Annotated in this window: 23 protein-coding genes and 1 pseudogene; 10 read left to right on the top strand and 14 right to left on the bottom strand. The window is 72.4% G+C overall.

The window, feature by feature from the left end:
* Positions 1 to 23 precede the first annotated feature (23 nt).
* The 4 genes and pseudogenes from ACNF49_RS33025 to ACNF49_RS33010 all read left to right on the top strand — a co-directional run bounded on the left by ACNF49_RS33025 (position 24) and on the right by ACNF49_RS33010 (position 5,585).
* Positions 24 to 1,274 carry an MFS transporter gene (locus ACNF49_RS33025; protein ID WP_357975707.1) on the top strand — a complete coding sequence of 417 codons (1,251 nt, stop codon included), beginning with the start codon at positions 24 to 26 and terminating at the stop codon, positions 1,272 to 1,274.
* Positions 1,264 to 2,670: pseudogene (locus ACNF49_RS33020) on the top strand (alpha-amylase family glycosyl hydrolase); the annotation flags it as partial. The gene ACNF49_RS33025 and the pseudogene ACNF49_RS33020, both read left to right, overlap by 11 nt.
* Positions 2,671 to 2,908: 238 nt before the next feature.
* The gene (locus ACNF49_RS33015) at positions 2,909 to 4,615 is read left to right on the top strand and encodes a glycoside hydrolase family 2 protein (RefSeq protein ID WP_482940022.1); all 1,707 of its coding nucleotides are present in this window, start codon (positions 2,909 to 2,911) and stop codon (positions 4,613 to 4,615) included.
* Positions 4,602 to 5,585, top strand: coding sequence for a DUF2804 domain-containing protein (locus ACNF49_RS33010; RefSeq protein WP_482940021.1), 984 nt, complete (start codon positions 4,602 to 4,604; stop codon positions 5,583 to 5,585). The genes ACNF49_RS33015 and ACNF49_RS33010 overlap by 14 nt, the downstream gene beginning before the upstream one ends.
* 56 nt (positions 5,586 to 5,641) lie before the next feature.
* Here ACNF49_RS33010 and ACNF49_RS33005 read toward each other — a convergent pair whose 3' ends face one another.
* The 3 genes from ACNF49_RS33005 to ACNF49_RS32995 form a co-directional block, all read right to left on the bottom strand.
* Positions 5,642 to 5,986, bottom strand: coding sequence for an RNA polymerase-binding protein RbpA (locus ACNF49_RS33005; RefSeq protein WP_125637410.1), 345 nt, complete (start codon positions 5,984 to 5,986; stop codon positions 5,642 to 5,644).
* A gap of 153 nt (positions 5,987 to 6,139) precedes the next feature.
* Positions 6,140 to 6,754, bottom strand: a complete 615-nt coding sequence (locus tag ACNF49_RS33000; RefSeq protein WP_357975719.1) for a hypothetical protein — start codon at positions 6,752 to 6,754, stop codon at positions 6,140 to 6,142.
* A gap of 111 nt (positions 6,755 to 6,865) precedes the next feature.
* Positions 6,866 to 7,360, bottom strand: a complete 495-nt coding sequence (locus ACNF49_RS32995; protein ID WP_357975721.1) for a nuclear transport factor 2-like protein — start codon at positions 7,358 to 7,360, stop codon at positions 6,866 to 6,868.
* A gap of 33 nt (positions 7,361 to 7,393) precedes the next feature.
* On the opposite strand from ACNF49_RS32995, the gene ACNF49_RS32990 reads away from it, so the two are divergent.
* Positions 7,394 to 7,873, top strand: a complete 480-nt coding sequence (locus tag ACNF49_RS32990) for a winged helix-turn-helix transcriptional regulator (protein WP_352350760.1) — start codon at positions 7,394 to 7,396, stop codon at positions 7,871 to 7,873.
* A 113-nt stretch (positions 7,874 to 7,986) separates the two neighbouring features.
* Positions 7,987 to 8,340: a hypothetical protein gene (locus ACNF49_RS32985; protein WP_482940020.1), complete on the top strand. Its 354-nt coding sequence runs from the start codon at positions 7,987 to 7,989 to the stop codon at positions 8,338 to 8,340.
* 107 nt (positions 8,341 to 8,447) lie between these two features.
* On the opposite strand, the gene ACNF49_RS32980 is transcribed toward ACNF49_RS32985, so the two are convergent.
* The 7 genes from ACNF49_RS32980 to ACNF49_RS32950 form a co-directional block, all read right to left on the bottom strand.
* Complete coding sequence (locus ACNF49_RS32980; protein ID WP_357975727.1) at positions 8,448 to 9,881, bottom strand: MFS transporter; 1,434 nt, start codon at positions 9,879 to 9,881, stop codon at positions 8,448 to 8,450.
* A gap of 172 nt (positions 9,882 to 10,053) precedes the next feature.
* Positions 10,054 to 10,854 (bottom strand): glycerophosphodiester phosphodiesterase family protein, encoded by an 801-nt coding sequence (locus ACNF49_RS32975; RefSeq protein ID WP_357975731.1) that lies wholly within the window; start codon positions 10,852 to 10,854, stop codon positions 10,054 to 10,056.
* 34 nt (positions 10,855 to 10,888) lie between these two features.
* A complete protein-coding gene (locus tag ACNF49_RS32970; protein WP_357975733.1) occupies positions 10,889 to 11,428 on the bottom strand; it encodes a TrmH family RNA methyltransferase in 540 nt (179 codons plus the stop codon).
* On the bottom strand, positions 11,425 to 12,015 hold the full coding sequence (locus tag ACNF49_RS32965; protein WP_352350751.1) for a class I SAM-dependent methyltransferase: 591 nt from the start codon (positions 12,013 to 12,015) through the stop codon (positions 11,425 to 11,427). The genes ACNF49_RS32970 and ACNF49_RS32965 overlap by 4 nt, the downstream gene beginning before the upstream one ends.
* A gap of 11 nt (positions 12,016 to 12,026) precedes the next feature.
* Positions 12,027 to 12,974, bottom strand: a complete 948-nt coding sequence (locus tag ACNF49_RS32960) for a VWA domain-containing protein (protein WP_357975735.1) — start codon at positions 12,972 to 12,974, stop codon at positions 12,027 to 12,029.
* Entirely contained in the window at positions 12,971 to 13,903 is a 933-nt protein-coding gene (locus ACNF49_RS32955; RefSeq protein WP_482940019.1) for a DUF58 domain-containing protein, read from the bottom strand. The genes ACNF49_RS32960 and ACNF49_RS32955 overlap by 4 nt, the downstream gene beginning before the upstream one ends.
* Positions 13,900 to 14,901: an AAA family ATPase gene (locus ACNF49_RS32950; RefSeq protein ID WP_357975741.1), complete on the bottom strand. Its 1,002-nt coding sequence runs from the start codon at positions 14,899 to 14,901 to the stop codon at positions 13,900 to 13,902. Before ACNF49_RS32950 ends, ACNF49_RS32955 begins: the two co-directional genes overlap by 4 nt.
* 55 nt (positions 14,902 to 14,956) lie before the next feature.
* On the opposite strand from ACNF49_RS32950, the gene ACNF49_RS32945 reads away from it, so the two are divergent.
* Together ACNF49_RS32945 and ACNF49_RS32940 are read left to right on the top strand one after the other, a co-directional pair.
* Complete coding sequence (locus ACNF49_RS32945; RefSeq protein WP_357975744.1) at positions 14,957 to 15,718, top strand: hypothetical protein; 762 nt, start codon at positions 14,957 to 14,959, stop codon at positions 15,716 to 15,718.
* A gap of 43 nt (positions 15,719 to 15,761) precedes the next feature.
* A complete protein-coding gene (locus tag ACNF49_RS32940; RefSeq protein WP_482940018.1) occupies positions 15,762 to 16,634 on the top strand; it encodes a DUF2268 domain-containing putative Zn-dependent protease in 873 nt (290 codons plus the stop codon).
* On the opposite strand, the gene ACNF49_RS32935 is transcribed toward ACNF49_RS32940, so the two are convergent.
* Together ACNF49_RS32935 and ACNF49_RS32930 are read right to left on the bottom strand one after the other, a co-directional pair.
* Positions 16,604 to 17,242, bottom strand: coding sequence for a response regulator (locus ACNF49_RS32935; RefSeq protein WP_357975750.1), 639 nt, complete (start codon positions 17,240 to 17,242; stop codon positions 16,604 to 16,606). The genes ACNF49_RS32940 and ACNF49_RS32935 overlap by 31 nt on opposite strands.
* 188 nt (positions 17,243 to 17,430) lie before the next feature.
* Complete coding sequence (locus ACNF49_RS32930; RefSeq protein WP_482940017.1) at positions 17,431 to 18,714, bottom strand: sensor histidine kinase; 1,284 nt, start codon at positions 18,712 to 18,714, stop codon at positions 17,431 to 17,433.
* A gap of 144 nt (positions 18,715 to 18,858) precedes the next feature.
* On the opposite strand from ACNF49_RS32930, the gene ACNF49_RS32925 reads away from it, so the two are divergent.
* The gene (locus ACNF49_RS32925) at positions 18,859 to 19,422 is read left to right on the top strand and encodes a ClpP family protease (protein WP_482940016.1); all 564 of its coding nucleotides are present in this window, start codon (positions 18,859 to 18,861) and stop codon (positions 19,420 to 19,422) included.
* A gap of 2 nt (positions 19,423 to 19,424) precedes the next feature.
* Positions 19,425 to 20,042 carry an ATP-dependent Clp protease proteolytic subunit gene (locus tag ACNF49_RS32920; protein ID WP_357975760.1) on the top strand — a complete coding sequence of 206 codons (618 nt, stop codon included), beginning with the start codon at positions 19,425 to 19,427 and terminating at the stop codon, positions 20,040 to 20,042.
* 139 nt (positions 20,043 to 20,181) lie between these two features.
* Here the strand turns inward: ACNF49_RS32920 and ACNF49_RS32915 are convergent, their stop codons facing one another.
* Entirely contained in the window at positions 20,182 to 20,445 is a 264-nt protein-coding gene (locus ACNF49_RS32915; protein WP_357975763.1) for a hypothetical protein, read from the bottom strand.
* A 2-nt stretch (positions 20,446 to 20,447) separates the two neighbouring features.
* Positions 20,448 to 20,966, bottom strand: coding sequence for a hypothetical protein (locus tag ACNF49_RS32910; RefSeq protein ID WP_482940015.1), 519 nt, complete (start codon positions 20,964 to 20,966; stop codon positions 20,448 to 20,450).
* Positions 20,967 to 21,343: the final 377 nt, after the last annotated feature.

Raw genomic sequence — 21,343 nt, 5'->3', positions numbered from 1 at the left:
CGTTCCCCCCAGGGAGGACCTGCATGGCCGAAACGCGCCTCGCGCCTGACAGACGGGTGTCCGCGGGCTGGATGTCCCTGCTGGCGCTGGCCCAGATGGGGGTCATCATGGCGATGACCGTCGGAAACCAGATCCTGCTCCCCTCCCACGTGGCGCGCATCGATCCGCAGCACAAGGAGGCGTCGCTGGCGGTGGTGTTCGCCGTCGCCGCCGTCTGCACGATCGTGGCCAACCCGCTGTTCGGAGCCCTGTCCGACCGCACCCGCGCCCGGATGGGCCGGCGCCGTCCCTGGATCGCGGGCGGCGCGCTGGTCTGCGCCGCGTCCCTGGTCTTCCTGTCCCGTCAGGACTCCCTGGCCGGGCTGGTCGTCGGCTGGGCGGTCGCCCAGCTCGCCTTCACCGCCGCCCTCGCCACCGCCATCGCCACCGTGCCCGACCAGGTGCCGATCAGCCAGCGGGGCAAGGCCTCGGCGCTGGCGGGCGTGGGCCAGCTCGCCGGGCCGCTGCTGGGCGGCGTCGTGGTCACCGTCGTGGCGACCGGCTCGCAGGCCGGGTTCGTCGCGATGGCCGTGCTGGTGCTGCTGCTGGTGCTGCCGTTCAGCCTGTTCACCAAGGAACCCGCGAGCGCGCCGGTCGACCTGCCGCCGTTCGGGCTGCGCTCGATGCTGCGCAGCTTCAAGGTGAGCCCGCGCAAGCACCCCGACTTCGCCTGGGCCTGGCTGAGCCGCTTCCTGATCACCCTCACCCTCGCCATGGCGATCGGCTACCTGCAGTACTACCTGCGCGACGGTGTCGGCTACGAGGCGCTCTTCCCCGGCTCCACCGTCGAGCAGGGCGTCGTGGTGCTGGTCGCGGTCTTCACGCTGAGCAGCGTCGCGCCCACCCTGGTCGCGGGCTGGTTGTCGGACCGGTTCGGCAACCGCCGGACGGCCGTCTTCGTCGGCGGCCTCACCATGGCCGCCTCCGGGCTCGTGCTGACCCTCCTGACCAGCTGGCCCGCCGCGATCGCCGCCAGCGTCCTGCTCGGCGCGGGCTACGGCATGTTCGCCGCCGTGGACCAGGCCATGGTCACCCAGCTCCTGCCCGCCGACGCCGACCGCGGCAAGGACCTGGGGATCGTCAGCCTGGCCAACTCCGCCTCCAGCACGTTCGGGCCGGTCATCGCCGCGCCCCTGGTCACCTCCGCGGGCGGCTACCCGCTCATGTACGCCGTCGCGGCGGCCTTCGCCGCGCTCGGCGCCTGCCTCATCTGGAGAATCCGCAGTGTCCGATAAAGCAGTGTCTGATAGAGCAGTGTCCGACGGATCCGGAGCCTTCGACGGCGACGCCTGGTGGCGCGACGCCGTCGTCTACCAGATCTACCCCCGCAGCTTCGCCGACGCCGACGGCGACGGCCAGGGCGACCTGCCCGGCGCGCTGGCCCGCCTGGACCACCTGGCCGACCTGGGCGTGGACGCCGTCTGGCTGAGCCCCTTCTACCCCTCGCCGCTGGCCGACGGCGGCTACGACGTCGCCGACTACACCGACGTGGACCCCCGCTACGGCACGCTGGCCGACTTCGACGCCTACGTGGCCGCGGCCACCGCCCGGGACATCAAGGTCATCGTCGACATCGTGCCCAACCACTGCTCCTCCGCCCACCCGCGCTTCCAGCAGGCGCTGGCGGCCGGCCCCGGCAGCCCCGAACGCGAGTGGTTCGTCTTCCGCGACGAGCCCAACAACTGGCAGTCCATGTTCGGCGGCCCCGCCTGGACCCAGACCCCCGACGGCCAGTGGTACCTGCACCTGTTCGACTCCGCCCAGCCCGACTGGAACTGGCGGCACCCCGGCGTCACCGCCATGTTCGCGGACGTGCTGCGGTTCTGGCTGGACCGCGGCGTGTCCGGGTTCCGCATCGACGTGGCCGCCATGCTGTTCAAGGAGGACGGCCTGCCGGACGTCGTCCCCGGCAGCCAGGGCGCCCCGCTGGCGCCCGGCCGGTCGGCGGTGCCGTACGAGCACCAGCCCGAGCTGCTGGAGCTGTACCGGTCCTGGCGCAAGATCCTGGCCGCCTACCCCGGGCCGCGCGGCACGGTGGCCGAGATCTGGTTCGCCGACCCCGCCCAGGCCCGGCCCTACCTCACCGGCGACGGCCTGGCCCAGCTGTTCAACTTCCGCCTGATGCCCCTGCCGTGGTCGGCCGGGGAGTTCCGCGCGGTGATCGAGGAGTCGCACCGGCTGGCCCGCGAGACGGGCGGGTCGATCCCCTGGGTGCTGGGCAACCACGACGTGCCGCGGATGGCGACCAGGTTCGGCATCGACCAGGACCACGTCCGCGCCCCCACCGCCGACGTGCTGCTCGGCCGGGTCGCCGTCGACCGCGAGCTCGGCCTCAGGCGCGCCCGCGCCGCGACGTTGCTGCTGCTCGCCCTGCCCGGCGCCGCCTACCTCTACCAGGGCGACGAGCTCGGCCTGCCCGAACACCTCGACATGCCGGCGCAGGCGCGGCAGGACCCGATGTTCGAGCGCACCGGCCGCGCCTTCATCGGCAGGGACGGCTGCCGCGTGCCGCTGCCCTGGTCCGGCACGTCCGAGCCGTACGGGTTCGGCCCGGGGGGCACCTGGCTGCCCCAGCCGGCCGACTGGGCGCACCTCACCGTCGCCGCCCAGCGGGACGACCCCGGCTCCACGCTCAACCTCCACCGCGCCGCCATCGCCCTGCGCCGCGAGCACCCCGCGCTCGGCGACGGCGACCTGACCTGGCTCGACGCCCCGCCCGGCGTGCTGGCCCTCACCCGTGAGCCCGGCTTCACGCTCATGGTCAACTTCGGTCCGGACGCGGTGCCGCTGCCCCCGCACCACGACGTCCTGCTGGCCAGCGCCCCCTGGACGGCGGCGCCCTGCCCGCCGACACGGCGGTGTGGCTCTCGTGACCGGCGACTCGATCCCGCTGCCGGAGTACCCCCGCCCCCAGCTCGTCCGCGACAGCTACGTCAACCTCAACGGCCGCTGGCGGTACGCGATCAACGACGGCTCGCGGCCCGGGGCGTACGACGGCGACATCCTCGTGCCGTACTCGCCGGAGGCGCCGCTGTCCGGCGTCGGCCGGCAGCTGCTGCCGGGGGAGACCCTGTGGTACCGCCGCTCCTTCGAGCCGCCCGCCGGGCCCGCCGGCGGGCGGGTGATCCTGCACTTCGGCGCCGTCGACCAGACCTGCCGGGTGTGGGTCAACGACGTCGAGGTCGGCGGCCACAGCGGCGGCTACCTGCCGTTCTCCTTCGACGTCACCGACGCGCTGACCGAGGGCGCCAACACCCTCGACGTGGCCGTCCGGGACGACAGCGACACCGGCTGGCAGTCGCGCGGCAAGCAGCGGCTGCGCCGCGGCGGCATCTGGTACACCGCCCAGTCGGGCATCTGGCAGACCGTCTGGGCCGAGCGTGTGCCCGGCCTGCATGTGGAACGGCTCACGCTGACGCCCGTGCTCGCCGAGGAGTGCGTCGAGGTGACCGTGCACGCCGCGGACGGCGAGGCCGAGGTCGAGATCCTCGCCGCCGGGCAGGTGGCGGCCCGCGCCACCGTCCCCGCCGGGCGGCCGGTGCGCGTCCCGCTGCCCGGCGCGCGCCCGTGGACCCCCGAGGACCCCTTCCTGTACGACGTGACCGTCTCGCTCGGCGAGGACCGCGTCCGCGGCTACGTCGGCATGCGCTCCTTCTCCGTCGGCCCCGACGCCGACGGCGTGCCCCGGCTGCTGCTGAACGGCCGGCCGTACTTCCACGCCGGGATCCTCGACCAGGGCTACTGGCCCGACGGCCTCTACACGCCGCCCTCGGACGAGGCCATGGTCGACGACATCGTCATGATGAAGCAGCTCGGCTTCACCATGCTGCGCAAGCACATCAAGATCGAGCCGCTGCGCTGGTACCACCACTGCGACCGGCTCGGCATGCTCGTCTGGCAGGACCTGGTCAACGGCGGCGAGACCTACCGGCCGCTGGTCATCACCACCCCCGCGCTGCTGCCGCTGCGCCTGGACGACCGCCGCCACCACCGCTTCGGACGGGCCGACGCCGCGGGGCGGGCCGCGTTCGAGGCCGAGCTGCGCGAGACCGTCGAGCACCTGCGCAACGTGGTCGGCCTGGCGGTCTGGGTGCCGTTCAACGAGGGCTGGGGCCAGTTCGACGCCGCGCGGATCGCCGGCGAGCTGGCCCGGCTCGACCCCACCCGCACGATCGACCACGCCAGCGGCTGGCACGACCAGCGCGCGGGCGACCTGCTCAGCCTGCACGTCTACTTCCGCCGCTTCCGCCCGCCCCGCCCGGACGGCCGCGTCCTGGCCCTGACCGAGTACGGTGGCTACAGCCTGGCCGTCGAGGGCCACACCTGGGGCGAGAAGGAGTTCGGCTACCGGCGTTACCGCACCGCCGACGAGCTGGGCGCGGCGTTCGTCCGGCTGCACGAGGAGCAGATCGTCCCGGCCATCCGCCAGGGCCTGAGCGCCACCGTCTACACCCAGCTCTCCGACGTCGAGGACGAGCTGAACGGCCTGCTCACCTACGACCGGGCCGAGCTGAAGCTGCCCGCCGACCTCATCCGCTCCGTCACGAGGAGGCTCGCCTTCCATGACCACCCATGAACGGGAGCTCACCGCCCCCGCCGACCTGTGCCTGCCCGGCGGGCGGCTCGACCCGGCCGCGGTCGGCTGGACCCGCACGCCGCTGCACCGGGCCAACCTGCGCGGCTGGGGACGGCGCAAGCGCTGGGAGTACTGGGGCGTCGTCACCCCCTCCCACATCATCGGCCTGGTGGCCTCCTCGCTGGACTACGCCGGCGTGCACGGCGTCTACGTGCTCGACCGGGCCACCGGCGCGGAGTACGCCAAGGACGTCGTCGTGCCGCTGGCCCGCGGCGCCGTCTTCCCCGACCGCAGCGGCGCCGGCACGGTGTCCGTGCGCGGCGGCGGGCTGGCGATCGACATCCGCCAGGACCCGGCCGCCACCGTCATCCGCGCCGCCGCCCCCGGCGTGCGGATCGACCTGGAGGTGCCGCTGCCGGAGGGCCACGAGTCGCTCGGCGTCGTGGTCCCCTGGGGGCCGAACCGGTTCCAGTACACGGTCAAGGACGTCGGCCGCCCGGCACGCGGACGGCTGCGCCTCGGCCCGGACGAGTTCGCGATCGACCCCGCGGACTCCTTCGCGGTGCTAGACCACGGCCGGGGGAAGTGGCCGTACGCGGTCACCTGGAACTGGGCGGCCGGCAGCGGGCCCGGCAGGTCCGTCCAGCTCGGCGGCAAGTGGACCGACGGCACCGGCGTCACCGAGAACGCCCTGTTCACCGGCGGCCGGCTGCACAAGATCGGTGACGAGCTGGAGTGGACCTACGACCGCGGCGACTGGCTGCGCCCCTGGCGGATCACCGGTGCCCGGGTCGAGGTGGAGTTCCGGCCGTTCCACGAGAAGGTGGCCCGTACCCAGCTGGGCGTGGTGGCCAGCGAGACCCACCAGTGCTTCGGCCACTTCTCCGGCCGCGTCCAGGACGACGACGGCGCGTGGGTGGACCTCGACGGCCTCACCGGCTGGGCCGAGGAGGCGCGTAACCGCTGGTAGCGGGGGCCGGGCACAGCAAAACCCCCGGGCGTCGCCCGGGGGTTTCCACCGTGTGGTCAGGCGCTCTTGCGCCGTTGGGCGCGCAAGACCGCGAGTCTCTCGTTGAGTACCTCTTCCAGGTCCTCGATGGACCGCCGCTCCAGCAGCATGTCCCAATGAGTCCGTGGGGGCTTGGTCTTCTTCGACTCCGGCTGCTCACCGTCGACCCGCACCGCGGTCACGCCGCACATGCGGCACTCCCAGGTCGCGGGGATCTCGGCCTCGGCGGCAAGCGGAACCTCGAAGCGATGGCCCTTAGGACAGGTGTAGGACACCTCCTGGCGTGGGGCCAGATCCGTGTTACGGTCGTTCTCGTAGCTGGTTGCCCCGAGCCGGGTGCCACGAAGCGCGCGCTCGCCCATGTCTAAATGCCTCCTACAGGGCCCCCATACGTGGGGGGTCTGTCTCCCACGGTGTCTAACGCTTGGTACCGTGATGGGATTCCCACCCGCGGGGTGATCCAATCGCGCTTGGGGCCTCGGTTATTCGAGCCCGCTCCCACCGGGGCCGCGCCCTCAGGCCGCGGCAGCCGCTCGCGGGGCTCTGAGCAGGCTCGTCGCCAGCCACAACCCGCCGATCATGATGAGCGCCCCGTGCGCGATCCGCACCGGGTACGGGCCGAAGAACTGCGGGATGAACAGCGCCAGACCCAGCGCGAGCGCCGTCCCGGCCCCCTTGGGCAGGATTCCCGAACGCCACACGGCCACGGCCGCCATCACCGCGCCGGCGCCCAGCAGCGCCAGCCCGGCGGCGAACATGGTGACCGCGAGCGGGTCGAAGCGGAACCGCTCGGCCAGTTCCATCAGCGCGGGCGCGCCGTCGCGCAGGGAACGTTGCGCGATCACGTGCAGGCCGAAGTCCTCGGCCCCGTAGTAGGGGAGCGTCAGGCCGGCGCCGGCCCAGGTCACCGCGGCCGCGCGCAGCGACAGGCGGTCGCCGAGCACCTGGTGCAGCCCGAGCGTGCCCAGCCCGAGCAGCACGAAGCCGAGCATCGCGGCCAGATGGCCGGTGACCCACGCGGTCGAGGCCATGGCGGCGGCGTCGTCGCCGGACGGCCGTACCACCGGGTAGACGAACAGCAGCACGCCGCCGAGGGCGAAGGCGGCGGAGGTGAGGCGGGGGGAGGTCATGAGGTAACTCCTGGCTGAGGGCGTTGCTCTGTTGTGAGAGCAATGCTCTCGTAATGGGGGATCCCGTGTCAAGAGCACTGCTCTCTCTTCAGAGCGACGTCCGCAGCCGTGTCAGGCGAGGAGCGGCACCAGCGTCCTGTCGCCGAACCTGGTCATCGCGGCCAGCGGTGCCGAGGCCGCCCCCACCAGCAGTGGAAGGCCCGGCTTGCCCTTGTCCCTGGCGATGCGTGGGCCCAGGGCGGCCATCAGCGCGGTCAGGCCCGGCAGCGGCCTGATCCACATGGTGATCTCCCGGACCAGGCCGTCGTCGTCCAGTTCGAGCTGGGCGACCTCGTTCAGCGGCTGGCGGCCCACCCGGGCGGTCGCCGTGAGCATGCGGGTGCGGCCGTCGCCGATGTCGCTCTGGTAGCGCAGGTCCGACAGGACGTCGAAGACGGCTTCGAACAGCGCTCCCACCTGTGTCAGGCCCTCGAATCTGGCCCGGTAGCTCAGTGGCGAGTGGAACACCACGCCGTCGGCGAGGGTGGCCTTGAGCGCCTGGGCGTCGTGCGCCTCGCCGGCCCGGCGGTACGCGCCGGCGGGTGAGTCCTGAATGTGAACTGTCATGGGTTCACATTATCAACCCACTATGCTGGGTGCATGAACAGGTTCGGTGAGATGCACTGCTCCATCGCCCAGGCCGTCGGTGTCATCGGCGAGCCCTGGACTCCGCTGATCCTGCGCGACCTGTTCCTGGGCCTGCGCAGGTTCGACGACCTCGCCGAGGACCTGGGCATCTCGCGCAACCTGCTGGCCCGCCGGCTCGACCATCTCGTCGCCACGGGGGTCGTGGAGAAGCGGCCCTACCAGGAGCGTCCGGTGCGCCACGAATACCTGCTGACCGAGGCCGGGCGCGACGTGGTGCCCGCCCTGCTGACGCTCATGGCCTGGGGCGACCGGTGGTCCACCCCGCCCGGGGGGCCGCCCGCGCTGCTCGTCCACTCCTGCGGGCGGGAGTTCACGCCCGTCGTCACCTGCCCCCACTGCGGGGGCGAGGCCACGGCCGAGACCGTGCTGCCGATGCCCGGTCCCGGCGCCGCCCGGGGGCCGGGCACCATGGTCCTGGCCGCCGATCTGTGACGTTCCGTGTTTGACGCGCGACCCTTCGTGAGAGGACTCTCATGGCCCGCTCACGGCCGCCCCACGGCGGCCGCGCAGGCTGAGGGGACCGCGACGTCGATCAGGAGGCGTAGATGGATCTCATGCCACGGTGGCCGGCGGCGGTGGCCGCGCTCGCGTTCGTCCTCGTCGGGGGAGGGATGCTGCTTCCGGCCCAGGCGGCGGCCGGGCCGCCTCCGGCGCTCGTCCTGGCCGCCCACGACGACGACGGCGACGACGGTGGTGACGACGACGAGGCCGCTCCCCGGTCCGGGCGGCGCGAACCGGCCAGGAGGCAGGCGCACGCCCCGCGCGTGCTTCCTGGCCGCGACGACGACGTCGAGGCCATCCCCGGCCTGCAGGCCCGCGACTCCCGGCCCCCGAGCCCGTCACCCGCCCGGCAGAGGCTCCCGGGCGGGCCGAGATCCGGCTGGAGAGCGGCACCATGACCAGCGGAAGCCACGTCGGCCCGATGATGCTGCTGGCCATCCTGGGCACCGGCGTCCTGGTGGGCACCTCGTACTGGCTCTCGCGCCGGTACGGCCCCTGACGGGGGTCAGATCCGAGAGGGCACCTCGTTGCCGGCCGCCCTGATGGCCTTGGGCAGGTTCGTCAGGGCGAGCAGCACGAAGCCCACCACGAAGAATATGATCATGGACACGATGGCGATCCGGTAGCTGTTGGTGACCTGCAGCGCGATCGTCACGGTCAGCGACCCGATGAACGCCGACCCCTTGTCGCTGATCTGCAGCAGGCTGAAGTACTCCGCCTCCCGCCCCTTCGGGATCACCTGCGAGAACAACGACCGCGACAACGCCTGCGTGCCGCCCAGCACGATGGCGATGGCGAAGGCCATCAGGTAGAACTGCAGCGCCTGCCCCTCGCCGACGAACATCGCCACCACCACGATCCCGGTCCACAACACCAGGCTGGCCAGCACCGTGCGCTTGGTGCCGAAGCTGCGCGCCAGCCGCCCCAGCAGCAGCGCCCCGAAGAACGCCACGAACTGCACCATCAGGATCGCCGTGATCTGTACGGTCTTGTCCAGCTTGAGTGCCTCGGAGGCGAAGGCCGCGCTGTTGCCGATGACCGTCTGCACGCCGTCGTTGTAGACCAGGTAGGCCACCAGGAACAGCAGCGTCAGCGGGTAACGTCGCAGCTCGGCCAGCGTACGGCCGAGCTGGCGGAAGCTCCCGCGCACCGAGCGCAGCGCCGTGGTCTCGTGCGCCGGCACGGGACGGTTGCGCAGCCGCAGCAGCGGGATGACCGTGAACGTCGCCCACCACAACCCGGCCGACATCATGCTGATGCGCACCGCCATGCCCTCGCTCAGCCCCAGGCTGTCGTGCTGCAGGAACAGCGCCAGGTTGAGCAGGAGCAGCAGCCCGCCGCCGAGGTAGCCGATCGCCCAGCCGCGCGAGGAGACCCCGTCGCGCTCCTCGGGGGTGGAGATCTGCGGCAGGAAGGAGTCGTAGACCACCACGGAGGAGCCGTAGGCCAGGTTGGCCACCACGAACAGCACGCCGCCCAGCAGGTACCGGTCGCCCTCGACGAAGTACAGGCCCATGGTGGCCAGCGCGCCGACGTAGGCGAACCCGCCGAGCAGTTCCCGCTTGCGGCCGGTGTGGTCGGCCAGCGCGCCCACGATGGGCAGGAACACGATCTGCAGGAACACCGCCACCGTCAGCGTCAGCCCGAAGAAGGCCGCGGGCCTGATGTCGGCGCCGAGCACGTCGACGTACCCCAGGCCGGGGTGGCGCAGGACCAGCGCGTCGAACTGGGACGCGCACGTCTCGGGCGCGAGGGCGGGGAAGTCTTTCGCGCAGGCCGCGGTCCTGGCGACCGGGATCAGGTACGGGCCCAGGAAGACCGAGATGATCGTGGTGTAGAAGGCCGAGTTGGCCCAGTCGTAGAAGTACCAGCCGCGTTGCTCGCGGCGGCGTGCCGCGGGGGAGTCGTCGAGGGCCGCGGGGGGTGCGGTGGAGGCCATGGTGTCGTGTCGCTCCTCTGCGGCCGGGCGGCCGGGGGCCTCGCGCGGCCCGGCCACGGGTCAATGCCTGACGAAGTGCCCATCTTCGCAGGTCGTGGGTCACGTCCACGTGTCGTGCCCATGACCTTACAGTGATCACCTCATGAGAGGAAGGTCGCCGCCGCGGGGTGGGTCAGGCGGCCATGCCGCGCGGGTGCCACAGGCCCCGCCGCTCGAGGACCTCGCGCAGGCCGGTGACGTTGTCGGTCATGATGCCGTCGACGCCGAGGTCGAGCAGGTGCTCCATGCGGACGGTGTCGTTGATCGTCCACACGTGCACCTGCATGCCGATGGCGTGGGCCGTGCGGACCAGGCGGCGGGTGGTGACGCGCAGGCCGCGGAAGCCGACCGGCACCTGCGCGCACGGGATCCCGGCGCGCGACAGGCGGGCCAGCAGGCGGCCGTAGCCGGAGGTGGTGGCGGCGGCCCGCAGCGCGGCCACACCACGCGGGCCGAGCGCCGAGCACACCTCGCGGCCCATGGCCGCCCTGGCCATGACCAGGCGCTCGTCGGAGAAGGAGGTCAGGCAGACGCGGTCGTAGGCGTTGGTGCGGCGGACCACCTCGGCCAGCGGCGCGATGGCCGCCGCCTCCTTGACGTCGATGTTGAAGCGCACCTGAGGCCAGGTGCCGAGCAGGTCCTCCAGCAGCGGGATCTCGTGCACGCCGGCGATGCGGGCCTGCCGCACCTCCCGGTAGGGCAGCTCGGAGATGCGGCCCCGCCGGTCGGTCACCCGGTCGAGGGTGTGGTCGTGGAAGGCCAGCAGCATGCCGTCGGCGGTGGCGTGCGCGTCGGTCTCCAGGTAGTCGTAGCCGAGCGCGACCGCGCGTTCGAAGGCCGCCAGGGAGTTCTCGGCGCCCTCCAGCGCACCCCCGCGGTGGGCGAAGGCCAGCGGCCCCGGATGGTCGAGAAAGGCGAAACGACGGCTGAGCACGACCCGGTGTCCCTTCCGATGGTGGACGGTTCGGTCACGGTTCGGGAAGATTCTCCCACTCCTGGCGGCGCGCCTCGGCCAGCGCGATGGCCGCGGCCACCGACACGTTGAACGAGCCGACCCGCCCGACCTGCGGGATGTAGCAGACGCCGTCGGCGGCCTCCAGCAGGGCGGGGGAGCAGCCGTGGTCCTCGCTGCCGACCACCAGGCACACGTCGCGGCCGAGATCGGCGCGGTGCAGCGGCACGGCCTCGGAGGTCAGCTCGATGGCCAGCACGGCGTAGCCGTCGTCCTTGGCGGCCTTGACCGCCTCGGTGGCCGGGACCGCCTCGTGCCAGGTGACCAGGCGCTCGGTGCCGAGCGCCGTCTTGCCCGCCTTGGGGTTGGTGGGCGGCGTGGCGTTGCCCGCCAGCCAGATCTGGTCGACGCCGAACGCCGCGGCGCTGCGGAAGATCGAGCCGACGTTGAACGGGCCCGTCACCGACTCCAGGATCAGCGCGAGCCGGTTGTCGGTGTTCCTGCGCCAGGTGCGGTTGAGCCGCTTGACGTCGGTGGGGCGCAGCTGCCTTCTCATCGGGCCACCTTCAATATGCGGTAGGCGGCTCGGGAGGCCTCGCGGGAGGCCTGCCAGCCCTGCTCGCCGAGCCAGCGCTGCAGGGAGTCCGAGCCGAGGTGTTTCTGGACGACCAGGTAGGCGACGCCGTCGGGCGTCAGCCGGGTGAGCCACCTGGTGAGCATCTCGTGCAGAGCCGGCTTGCCAATCCGGATGGCGGGATTGGACCAGATGGCCCGAAATTTCACGTCATCCGGCACTTCGTCAACATGAACAGGTCTTACTTTGTAAAGGCCGGCGGCTTGGGCGTTCCGCCCGGTCAGCTCCAGGCTGCGCCGGTTCACATCGACGGCCCACACCGTCGCCCCGGGCGCCCGCGAGGCCATCGTCAGCGCGATGGGCCCGTAGCCGCAGCCCAGGTCGAGCAGGTCGCCCTCCTGCGGCGGCGGCGGGACGGACTCCAGCAGCGCGCGCGTGCCGACGTCGACCCGGTCGGGTGAGAACACGCCCCGGTCGGTCTCCAGCCGCAGATGCAGGTCGGGCAGGACCAGGTCGACCGAGCCCGGCCTGCTCGCGGTCTCGGGACGTTCGGAGAAGTAGTGGGCCACGTGGGAAAACGTTACGGGATTCGGGTGCCGAACAAGACCGCGGCGCCGGCCACCAGCAGCCCCAGCACGATCGCGGCCACGATGAACCACTGGGTGATCTCCTGGCTGACCAGCTTGAACCCCAGCGAGGTGCCGATCTGCTCGTAGACGTCGCGCAGTTCGCTGCCGGACTCGGCGGCGTAGGCCCGGCCGCTGGTGCCGTCGGAGAGCGACTGCAGGGTCTGCTTGTTGACCGGCACGTTCACGGGCCTGCCGTCGATGTCGACGGTGCCCTCCTGGGTGCCGTACGCGATGGTGGAGACCGGAACGTGGGCCTGCTGGGCGGCCTCGATGGCCTCGTTCACCGACCGGCCGGAGGTGTTGTCGCCGTCGGACAGCAGCACGATCGCGGCGGGCGGCGGGTCGGTGGCGGCCTGCTGGTCGAAGGAGCGCACCGAGTCGAGCGAGTTGAAGACGGCCTCGCCGATCGCGGTGCCGGGCCGGGTGGTCAGGTTGCCGATGGCGGTGACGACGGCCTGATGGTCGGTGGTGGGGGAGATGACGACGTTGGCCGAGCGGGCGAAGGAGACCACGCCGACGTTGAAGCGGTCGGGCAGCTCCCTGGCGAACGCCTGGGCGGCGGCCTTGGCGGCGCTGATCCGGTTGGGCTGGACGTCGCCGGCGTCCATGGACAGGGAGACGTCGAGGGCGATCATGATGGTGGCGCGGTCGCGGGGGACGCGTACCTGGTCGGCGGGTTTGGCGGCGCCGACCACCAGGAGCGACATCATGACCAGGAACAGCGCGGGGGGCACGTGCCGGCGCCAGCTCGGCCCGGCGGGGGCGACGAGGTTGAGCAGCGCCAGGTTGGTGAAGCGCACGGTGTAGCGGCGGCGGGCGAACTGCGCCACGACGTATCCGGCCACCAGCAGCGCCACCAGCACGAACAGCCACAACCAGCCGGGCGCGAGAAACGTCATACGGGTCTCCGGTGGGCGAGGTGGCTCATGCGGCGCTGACGCAGGACGAACTGCGCCACGTCGAACACCCAGTCCCTGTCGGTCCGCAGCACCAGGTGGGCGATCCCGGCGCGGCGCAGGGCGAGCCGGGTGCCCTCACGCTGGAGGGCGGCGGCTTCTGCATATGCTTGCCGGACTTTGGGAGAAAGGTGCACTTCACGTACGTTCCCGGTCTCGGGATCGGTGAACGCCACCCGGCCGACGTCCGGCAGCTCCAGCTCGCGCGGGTCGATGACCTCCACGGCCAGCACCTGGTGGCGGGAGGCCAGCCGCCTGATCGGGCGTTCCCAGGGGCGTTCGGCGTCGGGGTCGAGCTCGGGACGGTCGTCGAGGAAGTCGGAGACGACCAGGCGCAGGCCCCTGCGACGCCGGGTGGCCGCCAGCACGTCGATGCCCTCGGCCAGGTCGGGGGCGTCGGGCACGGCCCGGCCGCGCGGGGCGTCCATGAGGGAGTGGAGCAGCCCGTACAGGGCCGGGCGGCCGGTACGGGCGGGCATGCGGTGGACGTACTCCTCGTGCAGCACCAGCGCGCCGAACCGGTCGCCCATGCGGCTGGACAGGAAGCCGATCGCGCCGACGGCGGCCACGACCAGGTCGCGCTTGTCGGTGTCGGCGGTGCCGAAGTCCATGCTGGCCGACAGGTCGGCCAGCGCCCAGGTCTCCAGCTCGCGGTCGGCGATCAGGTCGCGGACGTGGGGGACGGTCGTGCGGGCGGTGACGGCCCAGTCCATGCGGCGCACGTCGTCCTCGCCGGGCACGTACAGGCGGCTGTCGCCGGTCTCGCTGCCGGTGCCGGGCAGCAGCCCCTGGTGGGCGCCGTGCAGCAGGCCGTCGAGCCGCCGCGTGACGGTCAGCTCCAGCCGTCGCAGCGCCTGCTCGGCGGTGTTCAACGGTTCTGGTTCCAGACGACCAGGGGCGGCGGCACGGCGTGCAGGATCTGCTTGACGACCTGCTCGGGATCGACGCCGTCGGCCAGGGCGTCGAAGGTCAGCATGAGCCGGTGGGACATGACGTCGACCGCCACGTCGCGCACGTCGTCGGGCAGCAGGTAGTCGCGGCCGCGCAGCAGGGCCAGCGCGCGCCCGGCCGAGACCAGCCCGAGCGTGGCGCGGGGGCTGACGCCGATCTCGATCGTCTCGGCCAGGTCGCCCAGCCCGTAGTCGGCGGGCGCGCGGGTGGACATGACCAGGCGCACCACGTAGTCGGCCACGAGCTGGTGCACCGAGACCTGCTCGGCGGCCTGCTGCAGGGCCAGCAGCCTGGCCGGGTCGAGCACGCGGTCGGGCACGGGCGGCGTGACGCTCATGCGGTGGAGGATCTCCAGCTCCTCGTGCGCGCTGGGGTGCGGCACCCGTACGCGGAACAGGAAGCGGTCGCGCTGCACCTCGGGCAGCGGGTAGACGCCCTCGGACTCGATCGGGTTCTGGGTGGCCAGCACGATGAACGGCCTGGGCAGCGGATGGGTGACGCCGGCCAGCGTGACCTGGCGCTCGGCCATCACCTCCAGCAGCGCGGACTGCACCTTGGCGGGGGCGCGGTTGATCTCGTCGGCCAGCAGGAAGTTGACGAACACCGGACCCAGTTCGACGTCGAACTTCTCGTTGGAGGGGTGGAAGACGCGGGTGCCGACGATGTCGCTCGGCACGAGGTCGGGGGTGAACTGGATCCGGGCGAACGTGCCGCCCACGACGGTGGCCAGAGTGGAGGCGGCGAGGGTCTTGGCGACTCCCGGCACACCTTCGAGCAGGCAGTGACCGCGGGCCAGCAGGGCCACGACCAGCCGCTCGACCATGTGCTCCTGTCCCACGATGACACGCCGGACCTCGTCGAGACTTCGACGCAGCAGTGCCGCGTCGTTTCCGTCCGGCAACTCTTCGGCGACGCTCATGACGCCATTCCACCAAACGCGCCGCGAACGTGCACGACGCCACGTCTGTGCTTTCATGGCAAACGTGGCAAGTCCCCTGCAGTACGGTGATCCGCCCCAGCTGGGGCGCTACGTCGTGCAGGCCCGCCTGCACACGGCTCCGGCCGGGTTCGTCTACCTGGGACAGGGCCCCGACGGACGCGCGGTGTCGCTGGCCGTGCTCACGCGGGGCGCCGCCCTCGACGCGGCGGCGCGCGACCGGTTCCTGACCGCGATCAAGGAGGCGTCGGGGCGTTCCGGCGGGCGTGGGTGGCTGGGGCTCGGCCGGGCGCGCGCCTCGGTGCTCGACGGGACGCCCGAGGTGCTCGACGTGCAGGACGGGCCGGCGCCGTGGGTCGCGGTGCCGTACGCGCCGGGGCAGCCGGGGGCCGAACGGTTCCTGGACCCGGTCATGGTGGGCGGGACGTTCATCGGGCAGGCGCACGGGCCGGACTTCGTGCCGTACTGGCTGACCGACCGCGCGCCCGCGCTGCCGGGGCCGCTGGCGCGGCGGCTGCCGCTGACCGAGACGCGCCGGCGGGTGCTGCTGGCCGCGCTGGCGCTGGCGCTGCTGCTGGTGCTGGTCGCGACGATCCTGCTGTTGCTGCTGTTCGGCAGGCGCGACAGCGAGCCGATGCCCCGGCAGCTCCCGCCGACGGTGTTCGTGCCCACGCCGCCGCCCACGCCCGCCACGCCGGTGCCGGAGCCCTCGCCGTCGCAGTCGCCGTCGCCGACGCGCACCGGTCCCGGCACGCCGGGGCAGTCGCCGGGGGACGAGCTGGGCGAGTCGCCGCTTTAATGCGTTTGAGCCTCACGTTACGTGAGGCTTTAGCGTCCGCGGCATGGAGTTCATCGTTCACGACACGCTCACGGCCATGGCGGACCTGCTCGCCCGGCCGCTCGCCGACCGGCCCGAGGCGCTGCGGGAGATGCTGACGCCGATCCGGCCGGCGATCCCGGTGCCCGGCGACATCGTCGACATCCACCACCAGGGCGGCGGCTTCCGCGTCGACGCCGACGACGCGCGTTACCTGCCCGCCGTCCGGGCCATGATCGAGGCCGACGTGCTCGGCCAGGTGCGCAGGGAGCTGGAGCGCGCCTCCCACGCGCTGAAGGAGGCCAGGCAGGCTTCCTCGCTGCAGGTGATGTTCGTGCTCGGCGACCCCGACAACGAGCACCTGATGAAGATCAGCGGCGGCTACTACGGGATGGGCGGCTCGCCCGGCTGGCTGTACCTGCTGGGCTGGCCGTCGGAGGAGGTCATCGGCCGGATCGCGCACTGCGCGGTGCACGAGTTCCACCACAACGTGCGCTACACCAACGTCGAATGGGACCCCCGGAAGGTCACCGTGGGCGAGCACGTGGTGGCCGAGGGGCTGGCCGAGGCGTTCGTCCGGGAGCTGTCCGGCCCGGAGGCCATGGGGCCCTGGTCGCGGATGGTGACGGGGGAGGAGCTGGAACGCGCCCACGAGCTGATCATGGACGCGTTCGACCTGGAGGGCATGGGGAACACCCCGGCGTACGTGCTGGGCGACAGCGCTATGCGACGCTTCGGCCAGGAGCCCCGCGGCATTCCCGACATGGCGGGCTACGCGGTGGGGCTGCGCCTGGTGGACCGGGCCCTGGCCGAGAAGGGGCTGAGCGCCGCCGAGGCCACCCTGCTGCCGGCCGCGCAGCTGCTCGATCAGCCGGGGGAGACGAACCCGGACTCGTAGGCGGCGATCACGGCCTGGGTGCGGTCGCGCGCGCCCAGCTTGGCCAGGACGTTGCCGACGTGCGTCTTGACGGTCTCCTGGCTGACGACCAGCTCGGCGGCGATCTCGGTGTTGGACATGCCCTTGGTCATCAGCCGCAGCACGTCGCCCTCGCGGCCGGTGAGCCGGTCGATCCCCGGCACGTGGGCGCGCGGGCGGCGGCCGGCCAGGGTGCGGATCGCGGCCGGGAACAGCAGCGACTCGCCGGCCGCCACCAGCCTGATCGCCTGGAGCAGGTCGTCCGGTCTGGTGCGTTTGAGCAGGAAGCCGCTCGCGCCGGCGCGCAGGGCGTCGTAGACGTGGTCGTCGTTCTCGAACGTGGTCACGACCAGGACCTTGGGCGGGTCGTCGAGCGCCACCAGCCGGCGGGTGGCCTGGATGCCGTCCATGGCGGGCATGCGGACGTCCATCAGCACGACGTCGGGGCGCTCGCGGCGGACGACCGGCAGGACCGCGGCGCCGTCCCCGGCCTCGCCGACCACGCTCAGGCCGGGCTCGGCGTCGATGATGACGCGCAGCCCGGCGCGGATGAGGTCCTCGTCGTCGGCGATCACGACCTTGAGTGTCATGCCCCCGACCGTAGCGGCACCCGGGCGGGGAACGTTCCGGGCGTCATGGGGCTGACGGTGGGGGAAAGGTTCCGGGGTTTTCGGGACTGACTGTGGTGGGAGGGTTCCGGGGTTCACGGGACCGACTGTGGCGGCAGGCGGGTCGTCGCGAGGTCGCGTCCGGCTGGAGGGGTTCGGAGGGGGCGGGGTCATGGGCTCGGGCGCAGGGGGAGGCGGACCGAGACCGTCCAGCCGTCCTCGTCGGGGCCGGCGCGCAGGTCGCCGCGGAGCAGGCGGACGCGTTCGCGCATGCTCGCCACTCCCCGGCCGCCGCCCCGCCCACGGCCCCCACCGCGCCTCCCGCCGGGGTTGCTGACCTCCAGCCGCAGGTCGTCGCCCTGGACGGCGGCGGCCAGCCGGACCGTGCCGCCGCCGTGCCGGATCGCGTTGGTCAGCGCCTCCTGCAGGATGCGGTACGCCTCCCTGGAGACCACGGCGGGCACGCCGGACAGGTCGCCCACGTCCTGCCGCACCTCGGCGCCGGAGCCCGCCACCAGCGCCCCGAGGTCGGCCAGCGTCGCCTGTGGCGCCCGCCGCGCCTCCTCCCTGCCCTCCCGGTGGCTCTCGCGCCCGTCCTCGCCTGCGTCCTCGCGCCCGTTCTCGCGTGCGTCCTTGCGCCTGTCCTCGCGTGCGTCCTCGCGCAGGACGCCGAGCACGTGGTCGAGGTCCTCCAGCGCGGCGCGGGCCGACTGCTCGATGGCCGCCAGGGCGGTCCTGGCGGTGGCCGGGTCGCGGTCGAGGACGCGTCCGGCCGCGGCGGCCTGCAAGGTGACGACGCTGAGCGCGTGCCCGACCGAGTCGTGCAGCTCGCGGGCCAGCCGGTTGCGTTCGGCCAGCGTACGGGCGTGCTCCTCGGCGGCGGCGAGCCGTTCGGCGGGGGTGGGGCCGAGCAGCGGGGGAGCCAGGGCGGCCAGCAACGCGCCCGCGCCCGCCGCGCCCGCCACCAGCAGCACCAGCGCCCCCACGCCCGCCGCCGCCCACAGCAGGGCCGGCCACCCCGGCTCGGCCGTGAGTCCCAGCACCGGCATCGGCTCCCCGATGAACGGCAGCGCCAGCGTGAACCCCGTGAACGGCACCACCGCCAGCGTGAACCCGCTCACCACGCCGCCCACCGCCAGATGCAGCGTGAACCACGCGGCGGTGCGCCGCCGCTCCTGCCACGACCGCCGGGCCTGCCGCGGCGGGGTCTCCACGCGGGCCCCGAGCAGCCCCTGGGCGGCGTTCACCTCCAGCGCGCGCACCGGCAGGAACAGCCCGGTCACCGCCACCACCGGCAGCACCGCGACGAACACCCCGACCTGGATCGGCATCAGCAGCTCGGACGACACACCGCGCCACAGCCCGGCGACCAGCACCCCGGCCATCATGTACGGCATCAGCAGCGCCCCGCCCAGGATGAGGCACGCCCAACGGCGGGGGAGGTTCCTTCTCACATCCGGGATTGTATGTCGATACTTTTTCGCGCTGGGAGTAATGCGCCTTGAGTGAAATGCGCCCCCAGCGAAAATGGGCCGGAATTCACCGCCGCCGGGTCTAGCGTTTTTCGCAGAATTAGTTTCGGCAGAAAGGTGACGTCAATGACGGAGACCCAGCGCGCGGTCTGGCCTGACCAGCTCAGTCAGCGCCTGCTGAAGGAGCGCATCGTGGTCCTCGGCCAGGAGGTCGACGACGAGATTTGCAACCGGCTCTGCGGCGAGCTGCTTTTGCTGGCGGCCGAAGACCCCAACCGGGACATAACGCTCTACATCAATTCTCCGGGCGGCTCGGTGACGGCCGGCATGGCGCTCTACGACATGATGCAGTTCGTCCCGTGCGACGTGGCGACGGTGGCGATGGGCTTCGCCGCCTCCATGGGGCAGCTGCTGCTGACCGCCGGCGCGCCGGGCAAGCGTTACGCCCTGCCCAACGCCCGCGTCGTCATGCACCAGCCGCTGGGCGGCATCGGCGGCTCGGCCAGCGACATCCAGATCCAGGCCGACAACATGCTCTACACCAAGCGCAGGATGGCGGAGATCATCGCCCACCACACGGGCCAGCCGCTCGAGCGCATCCAGGCCGACTCCGACCGCGACCGGTGGTTCACCGCCCAGCAGGCGCTGGAGTACGGGTTCGTCGACCACATCGCCGAAGGGATGAACTGACCATGAGCGGTCGTTACGTGCTGCCCTCCTTCACCGAGCGCACCTCCTACGGGGTGCGGGAGATGAACCCGTACAACAAGCTGTTCGAGGACCGGGTGGTGTTCATCGGCGCCCCGATCGACGACACGGTGGCCAACGACGTCATGGCCCAGCTCCTCACGCTGGAGTCGCTCGATCCCGACCAGGACATCAACATGTACATCAACTCGCCGGGCGGGTCGTTCACGGCGATGACGGCCATCTACGACACGATGCAGTTCGTCCGGCCGGAGATCCACACGGTCTGCATCGGGGAGGCGTCCTCGGCGGCGGCCGTCCTGCTCGCGGCGGGCGCGCCGGGCAAGCGGGCGGCCCTGCCGCACGCGCGCGTCCTGCTCCACCAGCCGGCCACGGAGGGCAGCCGGGGGCAGTCGAGCGACCTGGAGATCCACGCCAGGGAGATCGTGCGGATGCGTGACCAGCAGGAGGAGATCCTGGCCCGGCACACCGGGCGCGGGGTGCTGGAGATCAGGAAGGACATCGAGCGCGACCGCATCTTCACCGCCGAGCAGGCGCGCAGCTACCAGCTGATCGACGACATCTACGCCTCCAGGAAGCGCGCCCTGGCCGCCACCCGCTGACCTACCCGCCCAAACCTGCCCTGGGCCCCTGTGGCTGGTCTGCCCGCTGGTCTCCCCGGCCTCTGCGGGCCGGTGTGGCTGGGGCCCGGCCCGCTGGCCTCCTTGGGCCCCGGGGCCCCTCCCCGGGGCCGCGGGATCATCACGCCCGCTCGTCTTGTACGGCGCGCAGGCGTCGCAGGGCCAGCAGACCGCCGACCCCGGGGACGAACGCGCTCCAGCGCGCCCCGGGCGTCCCTTGCGCCCTGGGTGTCATGGCCGCCGTGGCGATGACGACGAGGTAGGACATGCCGTGCAGCGGGCCGGCGTACGTCGTGACCGCCTGGGCGTGCACGGTGAGCAGGTTGGTCAGCAGAACCGCCAGCGTGGCGGCCTCGGCGGCGGCGGCGATACGCAGGGTCAGCACGCTCAGGCCCCCGTCTGCTCGCCGGGGCGGACGATCATGAGCACGACGACGGCCGCCCACAGCAGGTTGTAGACGCCGGTGAGCATCGTCAGCGTGCGCAACCGGCGGCCGTCGTCGGGAGCGTCGAGGGCCTGGCGCTGGCGGGGGTGGATCTGGGTGGCCAGCAGGGCGCCCGCGCCGGCGGTGAGGACCATCGACACGATGATCCAGGTCTGCCCCATGCGTCCCTGCACACTGGCCAGCACGATCCCGGCCAGCGGGACGATCAGCCCGAACGCGGCATAGCCGCCGGTGATGCGGTGCAGCGCGACTGCTACGGCGGCGCTGCGCTCCGCACCGGCGACCTTGGTGGCGGCGCCGGTGGTGGCGCCGGTGGTGGCGCCGGGGGTCGCGGTGGGGGTCGCGGTGGGGGTCGCGGCGGCGACGGGGGCGTAACGGGGGAACAAGCTCGACGCGACCGCCGAGCCGCCGACGAACACGATCCCCGCCAGCACGTGGATGGACAACAGGACATGATTCATGGATCGCCTCCAACCTTCAGGATGGCTGAAGCTTAGCGAAACCTTCAGCCACCCTGAAAGTCAGCCTGTCATTTGGGACGGCGGCGCAGCCTTCGCCTCGGTCCTCACTGGCGGCGGCGCGCCGGCCGGCTGACCGGCGGCACGTCCTGACCGGCGCCCGCCACTCTCAGCCCTGGACGGCGGAAGTTCGCCGCCCTGGCCTCGACTGCGGTTGCCGTTCGAGGCTGGACCAGGGGGATTGCCGGTAGCGCGGAGGTGAAGAAGCCAGATGTGATCAAGGCGCACGGCGGCGTTGTCGCGGTTGCGGACGCTGCTGCAGCTGACTCCCGCCTGACGCCCCGGCGACGCTGATCGCGTACGGGACGGCCCGGCTGCGC

It is taken from the genome of Actinomadura sp. ATCC 39365, from assembly GCF_054392275.1.
The sequence above is the reverse complement of the archived record's forward strand: the minus strand, read 5'-3'. Positions and strand labels throughout refer to the sequence as shown.

Coding starts and splice junctions, on each gene's coding strand:
- ACNF49_RS32940 (WP_482940018.1), top strand. CDS start 15,762: ATGGAGTTCATCGTTCACGACACGCTCACGGCCATGGCGGACCTGCTC.
- ACNF49_RS32945 (WP_357975744.1), top strand. CDS start 14,957: ATGGCAAACGTGGCAAGTCCCCTGCAGTACGGTGATCCGCCCCAGCTG.
- ACNF49_RS32910 (WP_482940015.1), bottom strand. CDS start 20,966: ATGAATCATGTCCTGTTGTCCATCCACGTGCTGGCGGGGATCGTGTTC.
- ACNF49_RS32985 (WP_482940020.1), top strand. CDS start 7,987: ATGGATCTCATGCCACGGTGGCCGGCGGCGGTGGCCGCGCTCGCGTTC.
- ACNF49_RS32925 (WP_482940016.1), top strand. CDS start 18,859: ATGACGGAGACCCAGCGCGCGGTCTGGCCTGACCAGCTCAGTCAGCGC.
- ACNF49_RS32950 (WP_357975741.1), bottom strand. CDS start 14,901: ATGAGCGTCGCCGAAGAGTTGCCGGACGGAAACGACGCGGCACTGCTG.
- ACNF49_RS32990 (WP_352350760.1), top strand. CDS start 7,394: ATGAACAGGTTCGGTGAGATGCACTGCTCCATCGCCCAGGCCGTCGGT.
- ACNF49_RS33025 (WP_357975707.1), top strand. CDS start 24: ATGGCCGAAACGCGCCTCGCGCCTGACAGACGGGTGTCCGCGGGCTGG.
- ACNF49_RS32980 (WP_357975727.1), bottom strand. CDS start 9,881: ATGGCCTCCACCGCACCCCCCGCGGCCCTCGACGACTCCCCCGCGGCA.
- ACNF49_RS32960 (WP_357975735.1), bottom strand. CDS start 12,974: ATGACGTTTCTCGCGCCCGGCTGGTTGTGGCTGTTCGTGCTGGTGGCG.
- ACNF49_RS33005 (WP_125637410.1), bottom strand. CDS start 5,986: ATGGGCGAGCGCGCGCTTCGTGGCACCCGGCTCGGGGCAACCAGCTAC.
- ACNF49_RS32995 (WP_357975721.1), bottom strand. CDS start 7,360: ATGACAGTTCACATTCAGGACTCACCCGCCGGCGCGTACCGCCGGGCC.
- ACNF49_RS33010 (WP_482940021.1), top strand. CDS start 4,602: ATGACCACCCATGAACGGGAGCTCACCGCCCCCGCCGACCTGTGCCTG.
- ACNF49_RS32920 (WP_357975760.1), top strand. CDS start 19,425: ATGAGCGGTCGTTACGTGCTGCCCTCCTTCACCGAGCGCACCTCCTAC.
- ACNF49_RS33000 (WP_357975719.1), bottom strand. CDS start 6,754: ATGACCTCCCCCCGCCTCACCTCCGCCGCCTTCGCCCTCGGCGGCGTG.
- ACNF49_RS32970 (WP_357975733.1), bottom strand. CDS start 11,428: ATGAGAAGGCAGCTGCGCCCCACCGACGTCAAGCGGCTCAACCGCACC.
- ACNF49_RS32935 (WP_357975750.1), bottom strand. CDS start 17,242: ATGACACTCAAGGTCGTGATCGCCGACGACGAGGACCTCATCCGCGCC.